Source organism: Lentzea sp. (assembly GCF_036380075.1).
Classification (GTDB): domain Bacteria; phylum Actinomycetota; class Actinomycetes; order Mycobacteriales; family Pseudonocardiaceae; genus Lentzea.
In genome coordinates this window covers 1-22,128 of record NZ_DASVFL010000391.1, presented here as the reverse complement: position 1 = coordinate 22,128, position 22,128 = coordinate 1, and the positions used below count along the sequence as shown (strand labels likewise).

Sequence of the window (22,128 nt, the reverse complement as noted above, 5' to 3'; positions counted from 1 at the left end):
CGTGCACGCGCTCGAAAGGAGAACGAGAGCGACGACGGCGAACCGACGTATCAGCGATTTCTCCGACAACACAACTCACCCGCAGTCATCAGTAGAATCCTCAGGTCGAGCCACAACGACCAGTTCGCGATGTAGTAGTTGTCGTATCGGGACCTGTCGGCGATCGAGGTGTCCCCTCGCAAACCGTGCACCTGAGCGAGCCCCGTCAGGCCGGTCGGAACGCGATGACGCGCCCAATATAGCTCGTGAATGGCGGAGAACTCGCGAACGAAACCCGGCCTTTCCGGGCGCGGCCCGACAATGCTCATGTCGCCGCGCAGGACGTTCCACAGCTGGGGCAGCTCGTCGAGCGACGTGCGGCGCAGGAACCGGCCGACCGGGCCGACCCGCGAGTCCCCCACGACCGACCACGTGACCTGCGAGTCGTCCGCGCCGGACTGCCGGACGCTGCGGATCTTGAAGAGGACGAACGTGCGGTCGTCCATGCCGACGCGGACCTGCCGGAAGAACAGCGGTCGGCCGCTCTCGACCAGCACGGCGAGCGCGCACAGGCCGATGACCGGCGACAACACCACCAGGGCGAGCGCGGCCAGCAGGAAGTCGGCGGCGCGCTTGACCCACCAGGTGGGCCTGCTGGTCGGCGACGTGCCGAGGCGCATCAGCGGGTAGCTGCGCAGCCGTTCGATGCCGGGGCCGTCGGGGTGCAGCTCGTACATGCGGGGCACGACGAGCGTGGAGCAGCCCATCCGGTGGGCGGTGATCGCGGCGTCGACCAGCGGCGACTCGCGGGTGTGGGAGAACGCGACCACGACGGTGCCCGCCCGGTACCGCACGATGGCGTCGGCCAGGTCGCCGTCGGCGATCTCCAGCAGGGGCGGTTCGCGGTCGGGGTCGGGTCCCGAGTCGGCGAACGCGACGGGCCGCAGGCCGAACTGGGGGTGCTCGAGCATGGTCTTCGCGAGGTTCACGCCGACGCTGCCCGCGCCGACGATGATCGTGCGGTCGCAGCGGTCGAACCGCCGGCGGCACCAGCGGCCGAACCAGAACACGCACCACCTGACCGGCTCGACGACCAGCGCGAACGCGACCATCGCCCACTGCGCGGCGGCCAGGTCGTCCGCGGGCGCCTCGGCGACCAGGCCGATGCCGGTGAGCAGTGCGAACGCCAGCGCCGTGCTCGCGGCGGACCGCGGCAGGTCCTCCAGCCACGACAGCCACAGCCGCCGGCGGTAGAGCCGCCAGGCTCCCCTGATCGTGAGCACGGCGGCCGCGACGGCGCCACCCCAGCCCCAGCCGACGCCGCCGTCCAGGCACACCCACGCGAGCGTCGCGCAGTCCACGAGGACCAGCAGGACGGCCACGGCGTTCACCCGGCTGAGCAGGTCCTGGCGCCGGCGGTGCGGGTGGGCGGCGTACCGGGGCGGCTGTCTGGGGTCAGCCTGCGGGGACGGGAGCGGTGCGGCCGCGAGGGCGTCCGCCGAAATGTGACTCATGAAAGATCATCCGATCGAAGGAGTTTTGACTGCGCGGCTGCGCAAAAGAGTGAATGCGCGGGAGAAAATCATCTCTTCGGGTATCAATATCCCTCTTCAGTGTCCCGCCGAATGCGGTTGGTGAGGTTTCGACGTGCCCGCTGCCCTGAACACGCCCAGGGGCGCCTCAAAAGCTTTAGCACGTCGTGTCAATAATTCACGCCACCAACCGCGAGCCACCGAAGAGGGGGCGTTGAGTGAGAGTCGACGAACACGGCACCCGGCATTCAGCCGAGGGCGCCACGCTCGTCCAGGACCCGGTCCGCACCCGCGGCGACGTGCACCTCGTCCTGCCCGCCTACAACGAGGCGGCCGCGCTGCCCCGGTTGCTGCGGCGCGTGGCCGACGTCGAGATCGCCGGCCGGATCACCGTCTGGGTGGTCGACGACGGGTCGTCCGACGGCACGGGCGACTGCGCGGCCGGTGTGCGGGGCCTCGACGTCCGGCTGGTCCGCCACCCGGTCAACCTCGGGCTCGGCCAGGCCGTCCAGTCGGGACTGCGGGCGGCGCTGTCGGATGCCGCGCCGGAGGACGTCGTGGTCGTCATGGACGCCGACGACACGCACGACCCCGGCGTGATCCCCGCGCTGCTGGAGGAGATCGCGACCGGGTCCGACATCGTGATCTGCTCGCGCTTCGCCGAAGGCGGCGACGACTCGACCGCACCGCGCTTCCGCCGTTTCCTGTCCCGCGGCGCCGCCGTCGTGCTCGGCAGGGCCCTGAAGGTCGACGGTGTGCAGGACTACTCCAGCGGCTTCCGCGCGTACCGGGTGAGCCTGCTGCGCCGCGCCTCCGCGCACTGGGGCGAGCGGCTGGTCGAGGAGCGCGGGTTCGCGTGCATGGTGGAGCTGCTGATGAAGCTGCGGCACTGCTCGCCCGTCGTCACCGAGATCCCGCTGCTGCTGCGGTACGACCGCAAGCCCGGCGCCAGCAAGCTCAAGCTCGGCAGGACCCTGCGGCAGTACCTGCTGCTGCTGACGCGTGACCGGCTCACGCCCGTCCCGTTCAAGAAGCTCTGATGCCCGGCCGCGTCGTCGTCATCGGCGGGGGCGTCTGCGGCCTCGCCACCGCGCACCGGCTCGTCCGCGGGGGACTGCCCGTGACGCTGCTCGAGGCGAGCGACCAGCTCGGCGGCCTCGGGACGTTCTTCTCCTCGCGCGGCCAGTGGGTCGAACGCTTCTACCACTGCGTGATGCCGACCGACGCCGCGTTGCTCGCGCTGCTCGACGAGGTGGGGCTCAAGGAGAGCGTCGGCTGGCGGCCCACCACGATGGGCATGGTCGTCGACGGCGTCCTGCGCCCGTTCAACTCCGCGCTCGACCTGCTGCGGTTCACACCGCTGAGCCTCACCGACCGCGTCCGGTTCGGCGTGGTGTCGCTGCTGCTGCGCCGGCTCGGCGAGGGCAAGGACCTCGACCGGATGCGCACCGAGGACTGGCTGCGCGGCCTGTACGGCGACCGGATCTGGAACCTGCTGCTCGCGCCCATGTTCGGCGCCAAGTTCGGCTCGGCGTTCCCGGACGTGCCCGCGCTGTACGTGTGGCAGCGGCTCGGCCGGGAGAGCAACGAGGCCGTCCGCGGCTACCCCGCCGGCGGCTACAAGAGCGTGATCGACGCCCTGCGCGCGTCCATCGAGGCGGGCGGCGGCGAGGTCCGCACCTCGGCCCCCGTGCGGCGGCTGGAGACCACGCCGGACCGCGTGGTCGTGACGCTGGACGGCGGCGAGACCGTCGAGGCGGAACGCGCGGTCTCCACCGTGCCGCTGCCCGCGCTGAGGAGCATCGCCGACGACGAGCTGGCGCGCCTGCTGCCCGACGTGCGGCTGCCGTACCAGGGCGTGGTCAACGCGCTGTTCTTCCTCCGCAAACCGTTGTCCGGGCACTACTGGGCGCCGGTGCTGCGGTCCGGCACGGACTTCGACGGCGTCGTCGAGATGACGCCGCTGACCGGGTCCGAGCGCTACGGCGACCGGCACCTCGTGTACGTCATGCGCTACACCGGCCGCGAGTCCGCGCTGTACCTGGAGGACGAGGACGCCATCGCGCGGCGCTGGACCGAGCAGCTGCTGGGCGTCCACACCGGACTGACGGCGGACGACGTCGACGAGGTCCGCGTCTTCAAGGCGCCGTTCGTCGAACCCGTGTACCCGCTGGGATACCTCACCCGGCGCCCGTCCGTCGAGGTGCCCGGCACGCCGCTGCTGCTCGCCACCACGGCCCACGTCTACCCGAACGTCACGAGCTGGAACTCGAGCGTCGAGCTCTCCAACTCCGTGACGGACCTCCTCCTGCGCGACGCGCAGGAATCTCAGCCACAGGAGCACACCGCATGGTCAGCAGAATCGGCGCGGTGATCGCAGCACTGACGATCACCGCGAGCAGTCTCGTCTCCTCCCAGCAGGTCCTGGCCGACCCGGAACCGCTGCTGCCGGACCTCCGGCAGGCGCCCGTCGGCTGTCCCGGCGGGTTCTCCGGCGATCCGGTCACGTGCCGCGACTGGGACGTGTGCCTGGTGCGCGACGCGTCCGAGCCGCGCGGCAAGTGCACGCACGGCGGTGGCCGGATCGGCGCGGTCCGCCTCCGGTTCACCACCGCGATCGACAACGTCGGCGACGGCCCGTTGCTGCTGCACGCCCACCGCGCCGGCACCGGGGTGGAGACCATGAAGGTGCGGCAGGCGCTCCAGTCCGGCGTGGACGGATCGATCGCCCGCAGCTACTCCGAGGCCCGTCGCGCCACCCGGTCCAGCGCCTACTACGAGCCCGCGCCGACGCACGAGCACTGGCACCTGCTGCACTTCGAGTACTTCCAGCTGCGCACGCCCGGTGGTGACGTGGTCGTGACCGACCGCAAGAACGGGTTCTGCATCGGCGACCGCTACCGGGTGCCCGACGACCTGCCGCACCGTCCCGCCGCCGACGAGAGCCCGGCCGGGCAGCTCGCGCGGAGCCTGGACGGCCACATGTGCGGGCACCACGACCCGTCCGCTGTGGACACGATGTTCGGCATCTCCGTGGGCTCCGGTGACGACTACCGCAAGGAGGTCGACTTCCAGTGGCTCGACCTCACCCGCGTGCCGTCCGGTGTGTACGACGTCGTCAACGTCGTGAACTCCGACCGCGCGCTGCTCGAGAAGAACTACGACAACAACGCGTCGTCGATCGCGATCTCGGTGCAGTGGCCGGGCGGCGCGGTGACCCCGCCGTCCCGGATCGACGGCGCTCCCGAGGTGCGGCTGATCCGCAGCTGTCCCGGCCGCGACCGTTGTGCGGGGACGCTGAACTGAGCGGTACCGCAACCTGGCACAGAACGGGGTACATCTGTCAAAGCAGATGTACCCCGTTTCATTTGCACCGGGACAACCGGGCACCATTCGGGCCGGAGTTCGCGAGTCCCATTCCCGGTGCCGTCCTCACTCTTTGAAACCAAAAGCGATCACGCATAGCACACGTGCACGCAATCACACAATTTCACTCTCAAACAGGATTCCGCAGGGCTGTCAATAGGCCAAGCAGTGCAACGTTGATCACAGCGAAGAGTGTCCCGCGCTACCCCGTTGGACCTTGACCTGCCCGTGTGGTGGCTTGAGAGAATTCACTTCACATTCCACCCCGTCAGGATTGTGACCCCACCTGATTCCCCGGCCGATCAGGAGTGCCCCGTCTTGAGCGCGCCAGCTGTGTCATTGCGTGATTTCGCCCTCGGACAACTCCACAACCTGCTGCGCGCCGTCGGATTGGCGAGGTCCGCGGAAAGCGCGTCGAAACTGCTGGCACAGGCATTGGGTCCCGGTTCCGGGCTGCCCCTCTCCGCGGTTCCGCATTGGCCTTCCCACGTCGCCGACGACCACACACCCGTTGAATTCTCGGTGGCTTTGGCCCGGAACGAGCCGCCGACCGTGCGCATGATCGTCGAGTCGCTCGCCGAGCGGCCGGACCACCGGGCGAACCTCGCCGCCGCGCTCGACGCGCTCGCGGCGTTCAGCACCGAGCACGCGCTGGACCTCGGCCGGCTCGACCGGGTGCGCGACCTGTTCCTGCCCGCGGACCCGCAGGGCGCGTTCGCGTTCTGGTACTCGCTGATCGTCGGACCCGGCCCGTCCCCCGCGATCAAGGTCTACCTCAACCCCGACGTACGCGGCCGGGAGAACGCGACCCCCCTCGTCCGCGAGGCGCTGGACCGGCTGGGGCTCAGCGCCGCCTACCCGTCGATCGCCGGTCACGCGTTGCGGCGCGAGGGACTCGACCGGTTCTCGTTCTTCGCCCTCGACCTCGCGGACTCCGACCGGGCGCGCGTGAAGACCTACGTGTCGCACGACGACGCCGTGGTGGCGGACGTCGTCAGGGCGGCCTCCGCGGTGCCGGACGCCGACCCCGGCCTGCTGGCGGACGTCGTCGAGCTCGCCTGCGGCGGCACCGGCCCGTTCACCCGGCGGCCGCTGATGTCGAGCTACACCTTCCTGTCCGGCGACGTCGACACCCCGAGCGGCTACTCGCTCTACCTCCCCGTGCGGGACTACGTGCAGGACGACCTGGAGGCGTGCGAACGCGTCCTGGCGGTGATGACCCGGTGCGGGCTCGACACGAAGCCGTTCGTGCTGGCGCTGACGAGCATCGTCCAGCGGCCGCTGGGCGAGGGCGTCGGGCTGATCGCCCACGTGTCGCTGCGGCTCGGGAAGCCGCGGCCGGGCGTCACGGTCTACCTGTCCTCGGAGGCGTACGACGTGACACCTCCGCGCACCACCGCTCTGTCAGTTTAGTGCTGCCGCAGCACGGAGAAAGGCAACGTTGTCGTGGAGCCGTACCGCATCAAGGTCGTCGAACCCATTCCCATCACCACCCGCGAGTACCGGGAACGCGTGTACGCCGCCGGTGGCTACAACCAGTTCAACCTCACCGCCGACGACGTGACGATCGACCTGCTGAGCGACTCCGGCACAGGCGCGCTGTCCGCGGAACAGCAGGCGGCGGGCATGCGCGGTGACGAGACCTACGCGGGCGCCCGGTCGTGGTTCCGCTTCCGCGACGTGGCGCAGGACCTGACGGGCTACGAGCACATCTTCCCGGTGCACCAGGGCCGTGCGGCCGAACGGATCCTCTTCAGCGCGTTGCTCCAACCCGGGCAGCTTTCGGTCAGCAACACCCACTTCGACACCACGCGCGCCAACGTGGAGATCGTCGGTGCCGTCGCCCGCGACCTGCCGTCGCCCGCGTTCGCGAACCTCGACAGCGACGCGCCGTTCAAGGGCGACATCGACCTCGTCGCGTTGGAGGAGGTGCTGGCGGGGCCGGAGGACGTCGGCCTGGTGCTCATGACGATCACCAACAACGGCGGCGGCGGGCAGCCGGTGTCGATGGCGAACCTGGAGGCGGCGAGCGCGTTGTGCCGCAAGCACGGCGTGCCGTTCTTCCTCGACGCGGCGCGGTTCGCGGAGAACGCGTGGCTCGTGACGCAGCGGGAGGAGAAGTACCTCGGCCGCAGTCCACGTGACGTGGCGAAGCTGGCGTTCCGGCTGGCCGACGGCTGTGTGCTGAGCCTGAAGAAGGACGGCATCGTCCACATCGGAGGGATGCTCGCCCTCAACGACGCGGATCTCGCCAAGCGGTGCGAACTGCTGCTGATCGCCACCGAGGGGTTCCGCACCTACGGCGGGCTCTCCGGCCGCGACCTCGACATGTGCGCGCAGGGCCTGATCGAGGTGACCGACCCGCTGTACCTGCGGGAGCGGGCCGAGTCCACCGCCTACCTCGCCGAATGCGCGCGACAGGCCGGAGTGGACAGTGTGCGGCCGGCGGGGGTGCACGCCGTGTACCTCAACGCGGCGAGGTTGTTGCCGCACATCCCGTCGAGCCGCTTCACCGGTCACGCGCTCGCGTCGGAGCTGTACCTGGCAGGAGGAATCCGGTGCGCTGAGGTGGGTTCGCTCTACCTCGGGGAGATCGACGAGGCGGGCGAACTGGTCACGCCGGCGCCGTTCGAGCTGGTGCGCCTGGCGATTCCACGCCGCGTCTACACGCGCAGCCACCTGGAGTACGTGGCGGAGACGCTCGCCGGCATCGCGAAGAACCCGTCGCAGGTGCCCGGCTACCGGCTCGTCGAGGCACCGGCCATGCTGCGGCCGTTCCGGTGCAGGCTCGACCAGGTCCGCGAGGTCTGACGCGTTCGGCGAGGCCGGTTCTCCCGGCCTCGCTCCGTCGCAGGTCTCAGCCGGCCATCGCGTCGAGCCGGTTCATCGCGTGCTCGATCACGCGCGCCAGCACCGCCTTGCACGACTCGCGGTCGCGGGCGTCGCACAGCACCAGCGGCACCGTGTCCGCGACGTCGAGCGCCTGGCGCATCTCGTCCGCCGTGTAGGTGTGGCTGCCCTCGAAGCAGTTCACGGCCACGACGAACGGGATGCCCCTGCGCTCGAAGAAGTCGATGGCGCCGAAGCCCGCGTCGAGCCTGCGGGTGTCCACGAGCACGACCGCGCCGATCGAGCCGACGGACAGCTCGTCCCACATGAACCAGAAGCGGTCCTGGCCCGGCGTGCCGAACAGGTACAGCACCAGCTCGGGGTTGATGGTGATGCGCCCGAAGTCCAGTGCGACCGTCGTCGTGTTCTTGCCCTCGACACCGGCGAGGTCGTCGATCTCCTCGCCGGCCTCGGTGAGCAGCTCCTCGGTCCGCAGCGGGGTGATCTCGCTGACCGCGCCGACCATCGTGGTCTTGCCGACGCCGAACCCGCCGGCGACGACGATCTTGACCGACGAGGGGACGAGCAGCTCCTCGCGCCGCCCCTCAGATTGCACGGACACCATCGAGCACCTTCTGGAGTAGGTTCAGGTCCATCGGGACCGCGGTCCGCGACGGGTCGCGCGTGATGACGTCACCGCGCTGGATGAGGTCGCTCAGCAGCACCTTCACGACGACCAGCGGCGCGTTCAGGTAGGCGGCGACCTCCGCGACGGACAGCGGTTTCCGGCACAGCTTGATGATCTCGAGGTGCTCCACGAGGAGCGACGCCTGGTCCGAGGTCGTGCGGAGCGCCCGGACCTGGGTCGTCAGCGTCAGCTCGTCACCGGCCGGCTTGGGTCTGGTGCGACCGCTCGTCATGGCGTAGGGGCGGACCAGGGGGCCCGCCGCCTCGTCGTACCACCAGTCCGCCGAGTGCTGGCTCATGACAGGCCGAGCGCGTTGGGGAGCCTCGGCGAGGCCAGTGTCCTCGGCGCCGAGGACAGGTAGCTGCCCACCCGCTTGACCAGCATGTTCATCTCGTAGGCGATCATGCCCATGTCCGCGTCCTCGTCCCCGACCACCGCGAGGCAGGCGCCCTGGCCCGCCGCCGTGACGAACAGGTGAGCGCGCTCCATCTCCACGATGGTCTGCCGGACCTGTCCGCCGCCGAAGTGCCGTCCGGTGCCCCTCGCGAGGCTCTGGAACGCCGACGCCATCGCCGAGAGGTGGTCGGAGTCGTCCTTGGACAGTTCAGGAGATCGGGCGAGCAGCAGGCCGTCCGCGGAGAGAACCACGGCGTGGCGTGCGCCGATCACTCTGGAGACGAGGTCGTCCAGCAGCCAGTTGAGCTCGGGGTGCCCGCCGGTCTTGTCGTCCACTGAAGTAGCCCTTTCGGTGTTCAGTCGTCCCACGTTCAGATTCACGGTTCCACGACGTCGTCCGCCTGGCGGGCGTTGCGCGTGCCCCGCTGGAAGGCCGACATGCCGTCGCGAGTTCGTTCCGCCCGTTCCTCGGAGTTGACCTCCGCCAGGTCGGGCATCGGCCGGAGCTCGTCGTTGGCCAGTTGCGGTACCAGGTGCTGCTGCCGCCTCCGGCGCGGCAGCTCCGGCCTGCTGTCCTGACGCGTGTCAACGCCTTCCGCCTGGTCGTCGTCCGGCCACGCCCCGGTCTGGTGGCCTTCGTCCTGCGGCAGTTCCAGACGTCCGCTGAGCTCCGGTTCCCGCGGGTGGACCGGGCCGCGGCCTTTTCCCACCCCGGCCTCTGCCCAGAACTCGTCCAGGGCGAAGGTCTCGGTCGGCCGGGAGGACGGGTCCTCCTGCGCCAGGTCGCCCTGCAGCGTCGGGTGCGAGGCCTGCTGGAGCGTCTGCTGCCGGAACGTCGGCTTCGGCATCTGCGTGGCCTCGGTGGGGTCCGCGGCACCGGCCTCGCCGACGATCAGGTCGGACGGGATGAGCACGAGCGCGATGGTGCCGCCGGACGGGCAGTCGCGCAGCTCCACGTGGACGCCGCGGCGGGCGGCCAGCCGGGCGACGACGAACAGGCCCAGGCGGGACTCGCCGCGCAGCCGCATCGCCTCGAAGTCGGGCGGCGCTGCCAGCATCTCGTTGTGCTGCTCGCGGTCCTCCGCCTTGATGCCGAGACCGTGGTCCTCGATCTCGATGACGAGGCCCTGCGGCACCTCGCTGCTGTGCACCTCGACCTGCGAGCGCGGCGAGGAGAACGACGTCGCGTTGTCGACGAGCTCGGCGATCAGGTGGATCGCGTCCGCGACGGCGGCGCCGACCAGCGCCACCTCGGGCACCGGGTTCACCTTGACGCGGGCGTACTGCTCGGTCTCCGCGACCGCCGCGCGCACGACGTCGAGCATGCGGACGGGCTTGCGCCACTGCCTGCCGGGCTGCTCACCGGTGAGGATGATCAGGTTCTCGGCGTTGCGGCGGGCGCGCGTGGCGAGGTGGTCGAGCTGGAAGAACGCGTCGAGGTGGTCGGGGTTCTCCTCCTCGCGCTCCAGCTTGTCGAGGATCTTGAGCTGGCGGTGCACGAGACCCTGGTTGCGGCGGGCGATGTCGAGGAAGACCCGGTTCACGCCCTCGCGCGTCTGGCTCTCCTTCACCGCCGCGGCGACCGCGGTGTACTGCGCGGCGTTGAACGCGTCGGCCACCTGGCCGATCTCGTCGTTGCCGTAGTCGAGCGCGGGGACCTCGGCCGCCACGTCGACGTGCTTGCCGTCGCGCAGCCGCTCGACGATGTTGGGCAGCCGCTCGTGGGCGAGCTTGAGGGAGTCGCTCTTCAGGTTCGTGAGGCGGACGATCAACGCCTTGTTGACCAGGCGGCTGGAGATGCGCACGGCCAGGAAGATCCCGATGATCACCGCGACGAGGGCGATCAGCGAGCCGATCAGCACCTGGGTGAACTTGCTCTCGCCGTTGGCCATGGCGATGTTCACGGCGCCGGTCGTCTGCTCCTGCACCAGCGTGGTCAGCTCGGCCGACACCGAGCGGCTGGCGGACTCCCAGTCGGCGAGGGTGACGGAGTTGCCGATGGGCCGTTCCGCGTTCTGGAGCAGGCGGTTCTCGAGGTTCACCAGCTGCTGCCACTGGGCGCTGCTGACGATCTCCTTGTAGTGGTCGCGCACGTTCGGCAGCGAGTCGGGCTCGGTCGAGGTCAGGTACGAGCGGTACCCGCCGACGAGGGTGACGAACTCGCGGTGCTCCTCCGGCGTGAACCTGCCCGCGGCCACCGCGGCGGCGGCGAGCGAGCTGGACCGCGACATCGCGTCGTTGGCCAGGAAGTACTGGAAGCCGACGAGCGCGCCCTGCACCGTCTCGGCGTCCGGCACGATGCGGGCCTGGGTGCTGAACAGCGAGGCGCCGGCGTCGAGCACGCTGTTGTAGTACCGGTAGATCTCGGGCTTGAGCGCCGTGCCCGACTCGACGCGCTCGCGCTGCTCCGGCAGCTGGTCGAGGACCGCGTTGAGCTTGTTGATCTTGTCGACCACCTCCTGCGGCGCCTGGGACGCGAGCTCGGCGAACGCCTTCTTCATCGAGTCGACGTCCGCGTCGGTCTCCTGCTGCTGCTTGAGCAGCGCGGTCGTCCCCGCACCCGGCTTGCTCAGGCTCGTCATGGTCAGCTCGCGTTCCTTCTGCAACGACGCGAACGACTGCACGGCGGGAATCGACGCGTCACGCGCGCCGGCGGCGACCAGCTGGAGGTACAGCCCCTCGAACACCGTGTAGGACGAGAACAGCGCCCACATCACCAAGAGGACGATGCTGGGAACCACCACGACACCAGTGAGCCGAGAACGAATTGTCTTGTAATTCGTGTCCGGCACGTTCTTCAGCTTCACAACGCTCCACGACCACCCGAATTGGCGACGGAAAGATAGCACCGCTCGATGAGCATGATCAACAGCGATGATCTTGAGGGGGTGTGAGCAGAGTACTCAGTCAGATGCTCTGTGCAACACCCCCGTTCCCGAGTTGAGTCCTGCGCGACGGGACAGGAAGGCGCTTTCCCAGGTAGGGGCGCGTGAGCGGTGTTTATCGAAGTGAACACCAGAAACGTAGCAACTATTGCACCGAGACCTTGACAAGGGCACGCCAAAGCGCTCCGAGCAGGACGGGGTGCGACCGGTCGTTGCTTTCCGTCACCGGGGGCTCGGAAAAGCGACGGCGTCCCGACTGCCGGGAGCGGACGTGGTGGAGCGGGTCATTCCTCGATGGTGATCAACGCCACGGCTGCGGGCCCACCGGCGACGATCTTGAGGGTTCACCTCCGGAACGTTCTACCACGCGAGTCCGCCCGTCCCGTGGACGGCTCCTCCCGGAACAACGACGGCAGCCGGCCCCGGTTACGGGCCGGCTGCCGAGGAGATCGGGCCGGGGAGTCCACTTTCGTCAGGGCGTGAGGAGCGCGCGCCCCCGCACCCGGCCGGCGTCCAGGTCGTCGATCGCGTCCCGGAACCTGTCCAGCGGGTACTTCCGCGTGTGCAGCGCGACCCTCCCCTGCGCTGCCAGCACCATCAGCTCGCAGAGGTCGTTGCAGGACCCCACGAGGTTGCCGATCAGGTTGATCTCCGCCGAGATGATGTCGATCGCGGGCACGTCGATGTTCTCGCCATATCCGACGACGTGGTAGTCGCCGGCCCGCCGCAACACGGCCACACCGTCCCGAGTGGCCCCTCCCTCTCCGACGAAATCAATGACGGTTTCCGCGCCGTGACCACCAGTTAGATCGAGAACCGATGAAATGTGCGATCCGTCCGCGACGACGCCGTGGTCGGCGCCGATTGAAGAAGCGAGCGCCACCGCGTCGGGATTGCGATCGACCACAATGACCTCGGCGGCGGTCAGTGCTTTCAGGACCTGCACGCCGATGTGTCCCGGGCCACCGGCGCCGATGACCACGCACCGGTTCCCCCGGCCGCAGCCTGCGCGCCGTCTTGGCCGCCGCGTGGTAGGCCCCCGCGAACGCCTGCTCAACGCCCGGCCACCCTCCCCCGACGAGGTCGACGGCTGGCTGCGGCTGTGGACCCCGGAGCTCGGTAAGGACGACACCTGCGTGGTCGTCGAGGCCCCCGCCCTGCGCCACCGCCCGGACGACGTCCTGCCGCCGGCCCACTCCTTCGCGCACCGCGACCGGGGCCGCGAGGTCACGTTCACCTCGGCGGCCGCCGGTTGAGCCGCCTCCAGGCGCTCGAACGCGACGAGATCGTGCGTTGCCTGACCGCGCCGGGCGCGACGATCGCCAGGGCGTCCGCCGAGCTGGGCATCGGCCGCACGACGATCTACCGCAAGATGGCGCAGTACGGCATCAACCCGCGCTCGTGACGGCGTTGGCGATCCTCAGGGTCATCTGCTGCTGCGCCTCGTCACGGGCCGTCGGCGTGAACGAGTAGGCGATGCGCCGCTGCTGGTCCCTGGTGGAGAACAGTCCCGCGTTGTACCCGTACTGCTCGCCCGTCTTGCCCCACACCGTGACGCCGTTGATCGTGAACGTCTGCAGGCCGGCGCCGTACGCGGCGGGCCGTCCGTCCGGCATGGACACGTCCGGCAGGGTGAACATCCTGTCCAGCAGGGCTTTCGGCAGCAGTTGACCGCTGAACAGCGCCTTGGTGAACGCGGTGAGGTCGCCGGTCGTCGACACCATGTCGCCCTCGCCGTAGGACCTCGACGTGTTGATGTCGCTGACGTCGACCAGCCCCCGCCCCGGCACGTCGAGGTACCCGTGCACGTGCGCGCCGCGGAGCGCGGTCTCGTTGCGGCCGGGCACGTACGTGTCGGTGAGGTGCAGCGGGCGCAGGATCCGCTTCTCGACCTCCCGGCCGTAGTCGTGGCCGGTGACCTCCTCGACCAGCATGGCGGCGAGCACGTAGTTGATCCCGCGGTACTCCTGCCGCGTGCCGGGCGCGAACTTGGCCGGGGTGTCGGGGATGTGCCGCGCGCGTTCCCCTGGCGCCCACCGGTCGTAGCGGTGGTCGAGGACCTTCTCCGGCGTGCTGAGATCGGGCATCTCGACCTCGTTCGGGATGCCGCTGGTGTGGTTGAGCAGCTGCTCGACGGTGATCGGCTCCAGGCTGGGCGGCAGGACGCCGGGCAGGTAGTGCTGGACGGTCTGACCGAGGTCGATCCTGCGTTCGTGCGCCAGCTGCAGGGTGACCGTGGCGACGAACACCTTCGTGACGCTGCCGATCCGGAACCTGTCGCCGGGGCGGACCGGCCGGCGCAGGTCGGCCGTTCCCGCCGTGCCGTACCAGCGGCCCGCGTCGCCGGAGACCCTGAGCTGCGCGGACGTGGCCGCCGGGTGGTCCAGGTCGGAGATGGCCGCGTGGAGGGCCTGGGGGTTCAGCGCGGGTAAGGGAGTCGTGGCGACGAGGGCCGCGACGAGGAGAGTTCTCATGATCGCCACAGTCCCGCGAGGGCGGGGGCTGAACCATGTGGTCAGCCCCCGCGCTCGGGGTGGGGCCAGCACCAGGCCCGACCGCTGTCAGCACTTCACCCAGTAGTTCGCGGACGTCTGCCGGATGCCGCTCGTCGTGAACGTGTTCCACAACCCGAGCGCCTGGTTCGACCCCAACGCGTAGGTCTGCCCGAGGTTCGCGTAGGCACGACCGGCGACCGTGTGCGCGTAGTTGGAAGCCGTGACGCACTCCGGCACCGGCTGAGTGGTCGTCGTGGTGGTGGTGGTGGTGGTGGTCGGCCCTCCCCCGCCGCTCAGAGCCCGGACCATGTTCACCACCGCGGCCATCTGCGGCCCGCTCTTCACCGCGTACTGCGCCGACTGGTAGCCCCACCAGTCCCAGCAGCCGCGCGGGTTCGAGCCGGACGTCGTGGCCTGCGGGTAGAGCACGATCATGTTGTTGGTGTCGGCGTACTCGTTGAGGTAGGCCTTGTCCATCAACGCGTTGCCGACCAGCCCGAAGTACTGGTAGCACCCGTGCAGCGTCACCATCAGCTTGCAGGGCCCGGTGTCGCAGGCCCGCGGCACGTAGGCGAAGCCCTCCCGGCCCATGCTCACCGCGGAGGCGTTGCCGCCCGGCACGTAGGTGTTCTGGTCGAACTGCACCAGCTTGCCGGTCAGCGAGGACGCGGCCGTGGTCACCGAACCGAACAGGTGCCCGAGCATCTCCCGCACGGGGTCGGTGGTGCCGCACTTGTTGACGTACGGCGAAGAAGTCGCCCCGCAGGCGTTCGGTCCGATAGGACTGACCCAGGCGTGCCCGGAGGCCGACGAGTTGTTGTAGACGACCCGTGCGCCGAAGTCGCGGTAGTAGGTGGCGAGGTCGTTGTTCACGGCGGCGTCGACCGTCTGGTCCGCGGTGCCGTGGAACAGCCACACGGGGTCGCCCGAGAGGTTCTGCGGTGAGTCCACCGAACCGGCGGAGGCACGGGTCCGCGTCAGGGCTTCGAGCTCGGCCGGGGTCTTGCGCGGCAGCACGGTGTCCATGCAGGCGGAAAGCGCCGTGCTGAGGTTGTTCTGGGCGCAGTCGTAGGGGCCGGCGGAGAAGATGCCCGCGCCCTGGAACAGGCCCGAGTAGGCGACGTGGAGCTGGTTCGCCATGAAGCCGCCGGACGACAGACCGCTGACGTACGTGCCGGTGATGTCGTACCTGGCGAGAGAGCCGGGTTGCGGCGCGGGAACCGCCGCGAGCGAGATCGACAGGGATGCGGCGGCCAGCCCGGTGGCCGCGCCGAGTGCCAGGAACACGTTCCTCAATCGCATGAGCTCGCCTCCGTCGTTGCAGGCAGGAGCACCGAGGCTAGAAGCACGCGGTGGCGCGGCACCACGTGGGCGAGCACCACGCCGCACCGCCGCCGGACGTCGCGCAGCACCATTGCCGGACGGGACGAGGGCCCATATAGTGCGCGCGGACCAATTCGCCGCGAAACTTCTTGCACCCCTTCCCGGTCCCGCCCACCGGCTGGTACGACCTGGGGTGAACCCCTGCAGCAAGGAGACAACGTGGTTTCCTCGGCTTTTCGCGTCCTGCTCACGACAGCGCTGGCCCTGGCGCTGATCGCACCGGTGCAAGGTTTTGCGGCACCTCCGGGCAACAAGGACGTCACAGTCACCCTGTTCCAATGGCCGTTCTCGCGCGTGGCCTCGGAGTGCACCACCGTCCTGGGCCCCAAGGGCTACGGGTACGTGGAGGTCTCGCCCGCCACCGAGCACATCCAGGGTCCACAGTGGTGGACCTCCTACCAGCCCGTCAGCTACCGGATAGCGGGGCGCCTCGGCGACGAGACCGCGTTCCGGAACATGGTCTCCACGTGCCACAACGCGGGCGTGAAGGTGATCGCCGACGCGGTGATCAACCACATGAGCGCGGGATCGGGCACCGGCACCGGCGGCACCGGCTACTCCAAGTACAACTACCCCGGCGTGTACAGCGACTGGGACTTCCACTCGTGCCGCTCGCAGATCAGCAACTACCAGGACCGCTCCAACGTCCAGAACTGCGAGCTCGTCGGACTGTCCGACCTGGACACCGGCAGCGACTACGTGCGCGGTGCGATCGCCGGCTACCTGAACCGGCTGATCGGCATGGGCGTCGACGGCTTCCGGGTCGACGCGGCCAAGCACATCGCCGCCGCCGACCTGTCCGCCATCAAGTCGCGGCTGACCAACCCGAACGTCTTCTGGGTGCACGAGGTCATCTACGGCGCGGGCGAGGCGGTGCAGCCCGGCGAGTACACGGGTTCCGGTGACGTGGACGAGTTCCGCTACGCCTACGACCTCAAGCGGATCTTCACCAACGAGAACCTGGCGTACCTGCGCACGTTCGGCCAGTCGTGGGGCTTCCTGCCCAGCGGTCAGGCACGGCCGTTCGTGGACAACTGGGACACCGAGCGCAACGGCTCGACGTTGACCTACAAGGACAACTCGACCTACACGCTCGCGAACGTGTTCATGCTCGCCTGGAACTACGGCGCGCCGCAGGTCTACTCCGGGTACGAGTTCAGCGACAAGGACGCGGGCCCGCCCGGAAACTCGGTCTGCTACAGCGGCTGGAAGTGCCAGCACGCGTGGACGCAGATCGCGAACATGGTGGCGTTCCGCAACACCGTCGCCGGCACCGACGTGAACAACTGGTGGGACAACGGCTACGACGCGATCGCGTTCGGGCGCGGCAACAAGGGTTTCGTGGCGATCAACCGCGAGACCTTCGCCGTGACGCGGACGTTCCAGACGGCGCTGCCCGCGGGAACCTACTGCAACGTCCAGGAGAACGGCTGCGCGCGCGTGACCGTCGACTCCTCCGGCAGGTTCACCGCGACGCTGGGCGGCGGCGTCGCGCTCGCCCTGCACGTCAACGCGCGGGGCTGAAAGGGTGATCGGGCCCGCCGCGGCGGCAGGCGGGCCCGATCAGGCTCCGCAGGACTCCCTGACCACCAGCCGGGTCGGCAGCACGACAGGACCTTCCGGCCCGGCGCCGGTGACCATCGCCATGATCGCCTTGGCGGCCGCCACCCCGAACCCGGGCTTGTCCTGGGCCACGGTGGTCAGCGCCGGCTCGACCACGGACGCGACCTCGATGTCGTCGAACCCGACGAGCGCCAGGTCGTCCGGCACCCGCAGCCCGGCGGCACGGGCCGCGAGCAGCGCGCCGACCGCCATCTCGTCGCTGGCCGCGAACACCGCGGTCGGCGGCTCGTCCAGCGCCAGCAGTCGTTTCATGGCAGCGGTTCCGCTCGCCCGGTAGAAGTCGCCCGTCTCGACGTAGTCGAAGCGCTCCGGGATGCCCGCGTCCCGCAGGGCCTTGCGATAGCCCGCGACCCGCGCGTCCGACGGCTGGTTGCCCAGCGGACCGGTGATCGTGGCGATCTTCGTGTGCCCCAGCGACATCAGGTGCCGGACCGCGTCACGGGCGCCGCCCGCGTTGTCCGACGTGACGTAGGTGGCGCGGGGACCGTCGACCACGACGTCCAGCGCGACGCACGGAACTCCGGAATGGGCGAAGGACCCGAACGCCTCCGCGTCCGATCCGCTGTCGATGAGGACCAGCCCGCCGAGGTGGTGGCGGCGGGTCATGTTCACGTAGCCGACCGGGTCCGCGAGCGACGCGCCGACCTCGCGGGCGTCGCCGCTGGTCGCGAGCATCAGCAGGTGGTAGCCGTGCGCGCTGAGTGCGGACTTCAGCCCGATCAGCAGGTCCTGGAGGTACGGGTGCCGCCAGCCCGGCCTGCGGTGGTCGGTGTCCCAGACCAGTCCGATCATCGTGGACTGCTTCGTCGACAAGGCGCGTGCGGCCTCGTTGGGCCGGTAGTCCAGCTCCTTCGCGACCCGCAGGACGCGTTCACGCGTTTCCCCGTTCACCGTTTCCGGCTGGTTGAAGACACGTGACACCGTCGCGACGGAAACGCCGCAGAGCTGGGCGATCTCACGCCCGGTCGCCATCTGGCCTCCGTTTCACCGTAAGCGGTTACATCACCGTAGGAGCTGCACTTCTCCTAGTCAAACGGTTGCGGAAGTTGATCTGTTTATCATCTCGTTACTTGACGTCCACCACGTAACCCCGTTGTCATAGGCGCCACACATCTTCGTCCGGCGATTCTCAGCGACGCCGGCACCCCGCTCGAAGAACCACCTGTTGGGCTGGAACGCGCCCAAAAAACGACGGAGGCCCTTGAATGCGCCCGAAAGCACTCGCCCTCGGCTGCGCCGTGCTGGCGACCGCCGTGGTGCTCAGCGGTTGCGGCAGTGACACCGCTTCCGGCGGGAAGACCAAGCTGTCCATCGGCTTGTTCGGCAACTTCGGGTACGCCGAGCTGCTCAAGGAGTACGCGGCCGCGCACCCGGACGTCGAGATCACCGACCGCACCGCGTCCTACTCCGACCACCACAAGAACCTCGCGGCGCACCTCGCCACCAACAGCGGTGCCGCGGACATCGAGGCGGTCGACACCGGCTACATCAACCAGTTCAAGGCGACGCCGGACAAGTTCGTCGACCTCAACACCAAGGGCGGTGACCAGCTCAAGGAGCGCTGGCTGCCGTGGAAGTGGGAGGGGTCGCTGAGCAAGGACGGCAAGCAGATCGGCTACGGCACCGACGTCGGCGGCCTCGCCATCTGCTACCGCCGCGACCTGCTGCAGAACGCCGGGCTGCCCGCCGACCGCGACCAGGTCGCCGCGCTGTGGCCGACCTGGCAGGACTTCATGAACGCCGGCAAGAAGTTCCAGGAGAAGGCGCCCGACGGCGTGAAGTGGTTCGACGGCGGCCCGACGGTGCTCAACGCGATCGTCGGCCAGGCGTCGGTCGGCTACTACGACAAGTCCGACAAGATCGTCGTGGGCGACAACAAGGAGGTCAAGGCGGCCTGGGACCTCGTGGTCGACGGCGTCAACTCGGGTCTCTCGTCGAAGCTGCTCTACTCCACGCCCGTCTGGAACACCGGGTTCAAGCAGGGCCAGTTCGCGACGGTGACCTGCCCGGCGTGGCAGATGGCCAAGATCAAGGACCAGTCCGGTCCCGAGGCGGCGGGCAAGTGGGACGTCACCTCCGTCCCCGGCGGTGGCGGCAACTGGGGCGGCTCGTACCTGACGGTGCCGAAGTCGGGCAAGAACGTCGACAAGGCCGTGGAGCTGGCGGCGTGGCTGACCGCGCCCGAGCAGCAGGCGAAGGTGTTCAAGAGCGCCGGGCTGCTGCCGTCGATCCCGAAGCTGTACGAGGACCCGTCGATCGTCGACTTCAAGAACCCGTACTTCAACGACGCGCCGATCGGCAAGCTCTTCACCGACGCGGCCAAGAAGCTGAACCCGCAGTACCAGGGCCCGAAGGCCGGCGACATCCAGACGGCGATCGGCAACGCGATGCAGCGCGTCGAGCAGGGCAAGCAGAACGGCGAGGACTCGTGGCGCCAGTTCGTCGGCGACGTCCAGAAGTGACGCGCTGACATGGTCGTGATGGACCCACCAGTCCTGGACAGGGCGGCCAGGAGGCACCGCTGGGACACGAAGTTCGCGCCCTACGCGTACGTGGCGCCGTACTTCCTGATTTTCGGTGTCTTCGGGCTGTTCCCCCTGCTCTTCACCATCTGGGTGTCGCTGCAGGAACGCAACCTGCTCGACGAGAGCGCCGCCCACCTGGTCTGGTTCGACAACTACGCGGCGCTGTTCGCGGACCCGTACTTCTGGAACGCCATGGGCAACACGCTCAGCCTGTGGCTGCTCACGACGGTGCCGCAGATCCTGTTCGCGCTGGGTGTCGCGGCGCTGCTCAACCGCAAGGTGCGCACCCGCACGCTGTTCCGGATGGGCGTGATCCTGCCGAACATCACGTCGGTCGCCGCGGTGACGATCATCTTCGCGCAGCTGTTCGGCCGGGACTTCGGCCTGGTCAACTGGGTGCTGGAGCTGTTCGGCGCCGGGCAGATCGACTGGCAGGCCGGCACGGCGTCCTCGCACGTCGCGATCGCCGTGATGGTGGTGTGGCGCTGGACCGGCTACCACGCGCTGATCTTCCTGGCGTCGATGCAGGCCATCTCGCCCAGCCTGTACGAGGCGGCCACGCTGGACGGCGCGAGCGGCTGGCAGCAGTTCTGGCGGATCACCGTCCCGCTGCTGCGGCCGCAGATCATCTTCACGACGATCATCGCGACCACCGGGAACATGCGGCTGCTCGCCGAGCCGCTGCTGTTCAACCCCGGCGCGGCGGCCGCGACCGGCGGCTCGGACCGGCAGTTCCAGACGGCCGCGCTCTACCTCTACGAACAGGGCTTCACCAAGTACGACTTCGGCTACAGCTCGGCGATCGCCGTCGTGCTCGCGATCGCCACGGTCCTCGTCGCCGGACTCGGGTACCTGGTGACCAAACGGATCCAGACGGAGTGAGGACACCATGACCGCAGTGCTGGATCCTCCCGCACCGGTGCGTCCCGCGGGTCCGGTGACGAAGGCGCGCCGGCTCGTCCGGCGCGCCGCCGGGCCGTGGACCTACGCCGCGCTGATCGCGGTGCTGGCCGGATCGGCGTTCCCCGTGTACTGGTCGTTCGTGGTGTCGTCGCAGACACCGGACGCGATCGACAGCGTGCCGCCGGTCCTCGTGCCGGGCGGGCACCTGTTCGAGAACATCGCGCGCGTCTTCGACACCACGGACTTCGCGCTGGCGCTGATGAACTCGATCGTCGTCTCGGGCACGGTGACCGTGTCGGTGGTGCTGTTCTCGACGCTGGCCGGGTTCGCGTTCGCCAAGATGAAGTTCCGCGGCCGCAACGTGTTGCTGCTGCTCGTCATCGGCACGCAGGCCATCCCGACCGAGCTCGGCATCATCCCGCTGTACATGATGATGAGCGAGTTCGGCTGGGCCGGCGAGATCCACGCGGTGATCGTCCCGGGCCTGGTGACCGCGTTCGGCGTGTTCTTCATGCGGCAGTACTTCGAGCGGGCCATCCCGGACGAGCTGCTCGAGGCCGGCCGGATGGACGGCTGCCACTCCCTGCGGCTGTTCTGGCACGTGGCGCTGCCCGCGGCGCGGCCGGCGGCGGCGGTGCTGGGGTTGTTCACGTTCATGCAGGCGTGGAACGACTTCTTCTGGCCGCTCGTCGTGCTGGTGCCGGAGAACCCGACGGTGCAGACCGCCCTGTCCACCCTGGCCAGCGGCTACACCACCGACTACACGCTGGTGCTGACCGCCGCGACGATCGGCACGGTCCCCGTGCTGCTCGTGTTCCTGTTGTTCGGCCGCCAGATCGTCGGCGGCATCATGTCCGGCGCCGTCAAGGGCTGAGACCCCTGCCTGAGGAGACTGTTGTGAGCTTTCCCGCCGGCTTCCGCTGGGGCGTGGCGACCTCGGCCTACCAGATCGAGGGAGCGGCGCGCCTCGACGGCCGCGGTCCGTCCATCTGGGACACCTTCTCGGCCGTGCCCGGCGCGGTCGCGAACGGCGACACGGGCGAGGTGGCCGCCGACCACTACCACCTCTGGAAGCAGGACGTGCGGCTGCTCGTCGACCTGGGTGTCGACGCGTACCGCTTCTCCGTCTCGTGGTCGCGGATCCTGCCGGAGGGCCGCGGCCGGGTCGAGCAGCGCGGCCTCGACTTCTACCGGCGGCTCGTGGAGTCGTTGCTGGACAACGGGGTCGAGCCGTTCATCACGCTCTACCACTGGGACCTGCCGCAGGCGCTGGAGGACCAGGGCGGCTGGCGCAACCGCGACACCGCCGGCTGGTTCGCCGACTACTCCGCGACCGTCCACGAGGCGCTCTCGGACGTCGTCACGAAGTGGACCACGCTGAACGAGCCGTACTGCTCGGCGGTCGTGGGCTACGGCGAGGGCCGGCACGCCCCCGGCGCACGCGAGGGGCACGGCTCGCTGGCGGCGGCGCACCACCTGCTGCTGGGCCACGGCCTCGCCGTGCAGTCCATGCGCGCCAACGGC

The 22,128-nt window shown here is 69.3% G+C and carries 20 protein-coding genes and 1 pseudogene; 12 read left to right on the top strand and 9 right to left on the bottom strand.

The window, feature by feature from the left end; translation table 11 throughout:
• Positions 1-50 precede the first annotated feature (50 nt).
• The gene (locus tag VF330_RS40735) at positions 51-1,493 is read right to left on the bottom strand and encodes a sugar transferase (RefSeq protein WP_330857106.1); all 1,443 of its coding nucleotides are present in this window, start codon (positions 1,491-1,493) and stop codon (positions 51-53) included.
• 236 nt (positions 1,494-1,729) lie between these two features.
• On the opposite strand from VF330_RS40735, the gene VF330_RS40730 reads away from it, so the two are divergent.
• The 5 genes from VF330_RS40730 to VF330_RS40710 all read left to right on the top strand — a co-directional run bounded on the left by VF330_RS40730 (position 1,730) and on the right by VF330_RS40710 (position 7,688).
• Complete coding sequence (locus VF330_RS40730) at positions 1,730-2,551, top strand: glycosyltransferase (RefSeq protein ID WP_330857105.1); 822 nt, start codon at positions 1,730-1,732, stop codon at positions 2,549-2,551.
• On the top strand, positions 2,551-3,885 hold the full coding sequence (locus tag VF330_RS40725; RefSeq protein ID WP_330857104.1) for an NAD(P)/FAD-dependent oxidoreductase: 1,335 nt from the start codon (positions 2,551-2,553) through the stop codon (positions 3,883-3,885). The genes VF330_RS40730 and VF330_RS40725 overlap by 1 nt, the downstream gene beginning before the upstream one ends.
• Positions 3,882-4,817: a lysyl oxidase family protein gene (locus VF330_RS40720; RefSeq protein WP_330857103.1), complete on the top strand. Its 936-nt coding sequence runs from the start codon at positions 3,882-3,884 to the stop codon at positions 4,815-4,817. The genes VF330_RS40725 and VF330_RS40720 overlap by 4 nt, the downstream gene beginning before the upstream one ends.
• Positions 4,818-5,069: 252 nt before the next feature.
• The gene (locus VF330_RS40715) at positions 5,070-6,290 is read left to right on the top strand and encodes a tryptophan dimethylallyltransferase family protein (RefSeq protein ID WP_330857102.1); all 1,221 of its coding nucleotides are present in this window, start codon (positions 5,070-5,072) and stop codon (positions 6,288-6,290) included.
• Between the two features lie 33 nt (positions 6,291-6,323).
• A complete protein-coding gene (locus tag VF330_RS40710) occupies positions 6,324-7,688 on the top strand; it encodes a tryptophanase (protein ID WP_330857101.1) in 1,365 nt (454 codons plus the stop codon).
• Between the two features lie 46 nt (positions 7,689-7,734).
• On the opposite strand, the gene VF330_RS40705 is transcribed toward VF330_RS40710, so the two are convergent.
• The 5 genes and pseudogenes from VF330_RS40705 to VF330_RS40685 all read right to left on the bottom strand — a co-directional run.
• A complete protein-coding gene (locus VF330_RS40705) occupies positions 7,735-8,331 on the bottom strand; it encodes a GTP-binding protein (protein WP_330857100.1) in 597 nt (198 codons plus the stop codon).
• Positions 8,312-8,692, bottom strand: a complete 381-nt coding sequence (locus VF330_RS40700) for a DUF742 domain-containing protein (protein ID WP_330857099.1) — start codon at positions 8,690-8,692, stop codon at positions 8,312-8,314. The genes VF330_RS40705 and VF330_RS40700 overlap by 20 nt, the downstream gene beginning before the upstream one ends.
• Positions 8,689-9,126, bottom strand: a complete 438-nt coding sequence (locus tag VF330_RS40695; protein ID WP_330857098.1) for a roadblock/LC7 domain-containing protein — start codon at positions 9,124-9,126, stop codon at positions 8,689-8,691. The genes VF330_RS40700 and VF330_RS40695 overlap by 4 nt, the downstream gene beginning before the upstream one ends.
• A 41-nt stretch (positions 9,127-9,167) precedes the next feature.
• Positions 9,168-11,531, bottom strand: a complete 2,364-nt coding sequence (locus VF330_RS40690; RefSeq protein ID WP_330857097.1) for a nitrate- and nitrite sensing domain-containing protein — start codon at positions 11,529-11,531, stop codon at positions 9,168-9,170.
• Between the two features lie 616 nt (positions 11,532-12,147).
• Positions 12,148-12,712, bottom strand: a pseudogene (locus tag VF330_RS40685) (zinc-binding dehydrogenase); the annotation flags it as partial.
• Between VF330_RS40685 and VF330_RS40680 the strand changes: the two are divergent.
• A complete protein-coding gene (locus VF330_RS40680; RefSeq protein ID WP_330857128.1) occupies positions 12,704-12,931 on the top strand; it encodes a hypothetical protein in 228 nt (75 codons plus the stop codon). The pseudogene VF330_RS40685 and the gene VF330_RS40680 overlap by 9 nt on opposite strands.
• Positions 12,928-13,080 carry a helix-turn-helix domain-containing protein gene (locus VF330_RS40675; RefSeq protein WP_330857096.1) on the top strand — a complete coding sequence of 51 codons (153 nt, stop codon included), beginning with the start codon at positions 12,928-12,930 and terminating at the stop codon, positions 13,078-13,080. Before VF330_RS40680 ends, VF330_RS40675 begins: the two co-directional genes overlap by 4 nt.
• Here VF330_RS40675 and VF330_RS40670 read toward each other — a convergent pair.
• Together VF330_RS40670 and VF330_RS40665 are read right to left on the bottom strand one after the other, a co-directional pair.
• Entirely contained in the window at positions 13,064-14,149 is a 1,086-nt protein-coding gene (locus VF330_RS40670) for a serine hydrolase domain-containing protein (protein ID WP_330857095.1), read from the bottom strand. The two genes, VF330_RS40675 and VF330_RS40670, sit on opposite strands and share 17 nt — an antisense overlap.
• An 87-nt stretch (positions 14,150-14,236) precedes the next feature.
• Positions 14,237-15,472: a PHB depolymerase family esterase gene (locus VF330_RS40665; RefSeq protein ID WP_330857094.1), complete on the bottom strand. Its 1,236-nt coding sequence runs from the start codon at positions 15,470-15,472 to the stop codon at positions 14,237-14,239.
• A 240-nt stretch (positions 15,473-15,712) separates the two neighbouring features.
• Here VF330_RS40665 and VF330_RS40660 point away from each other — a divergent pair, with 240 nt between their 5' ends.
• The gene (locus tag VF330_RS40660) at positions 15,713-17,077 is read left to right on the top strand and encodes an alpha-amylase family protein (RefSeq protein ID WP_330857093.1); all 1,365 of its coding nucleotides are present in this window, start codon (positions 15,713-15,715) and stop codon (positions 17,075-17,077) included.
• 39 nt (positions 17,078-17,116) lie between these two features.
• Here VF330_RS40660 and VF330_RS40655 read toward each other — a convergent pair whose 3' ends face one another.
• Positions 17,117-18,148: a LacI family DNA-binding transcriptional regulator gene (locus VF330_RS40655; protein WP_330857092.1), complete on the bottom strand. Its 1,032-nt coding sequence runs from the start codon at positions 18,146-18,148 to the stop codon at positions 17,117-17,119.
• A 233-nt stretch (positions 18,149-18,381) separates the two neighbouring features.
• On the opposite strand from VF330_RS40655, the gene VF330_RS40650 reads away from it, so the two are divergent.
• The 4 genes from VF330_RS40650 to VF330_RS40635 form a co-directional block, all read left to right on the top strand.
• A complete protein-coding gene (locus VF330_RS40650) occupies positions 18,382-19,638 on the top strand; it encodes an extracellular solute-binding protein (RefSeq protein ID WP_330857091.1) in 1,257 nt (418 codons plus the stop codon).
• Positions 19,639-19,656: 18 nt separating this feature from the next.
• A complete protein-coding gene (locus VF330_RS40645) occupies positions 19,657-20,583 on the top strand; it encodes a sugar ABC transporter permease (protein ID WP_330857090.1) in 927 nt (308 codons plus the stop codon).
• A gap of 7 nt (positions 20,584-20,590) precedes the next feature.
• Positions 20,591-21,478, top strand: a complete 888-nt coding sequence (locus VF330_RS40640) for a carbohydrate ABC transporter permease (RefSeq protein WP_330857089.1) — start codon at positions 20,591-20,593, stop codon at positions 21,476-21,478.
• A 23-nt stretch (positions 21,479-21,501) separates the two neighbouring features.
• On the top strand, positions 21,502-22,128 hold a 627-nt coding region (locus VF330_RS40635), incomplete at its 3' end, for a family 1 glycosylhydrolase (RefSeq protein WP_330857088.1).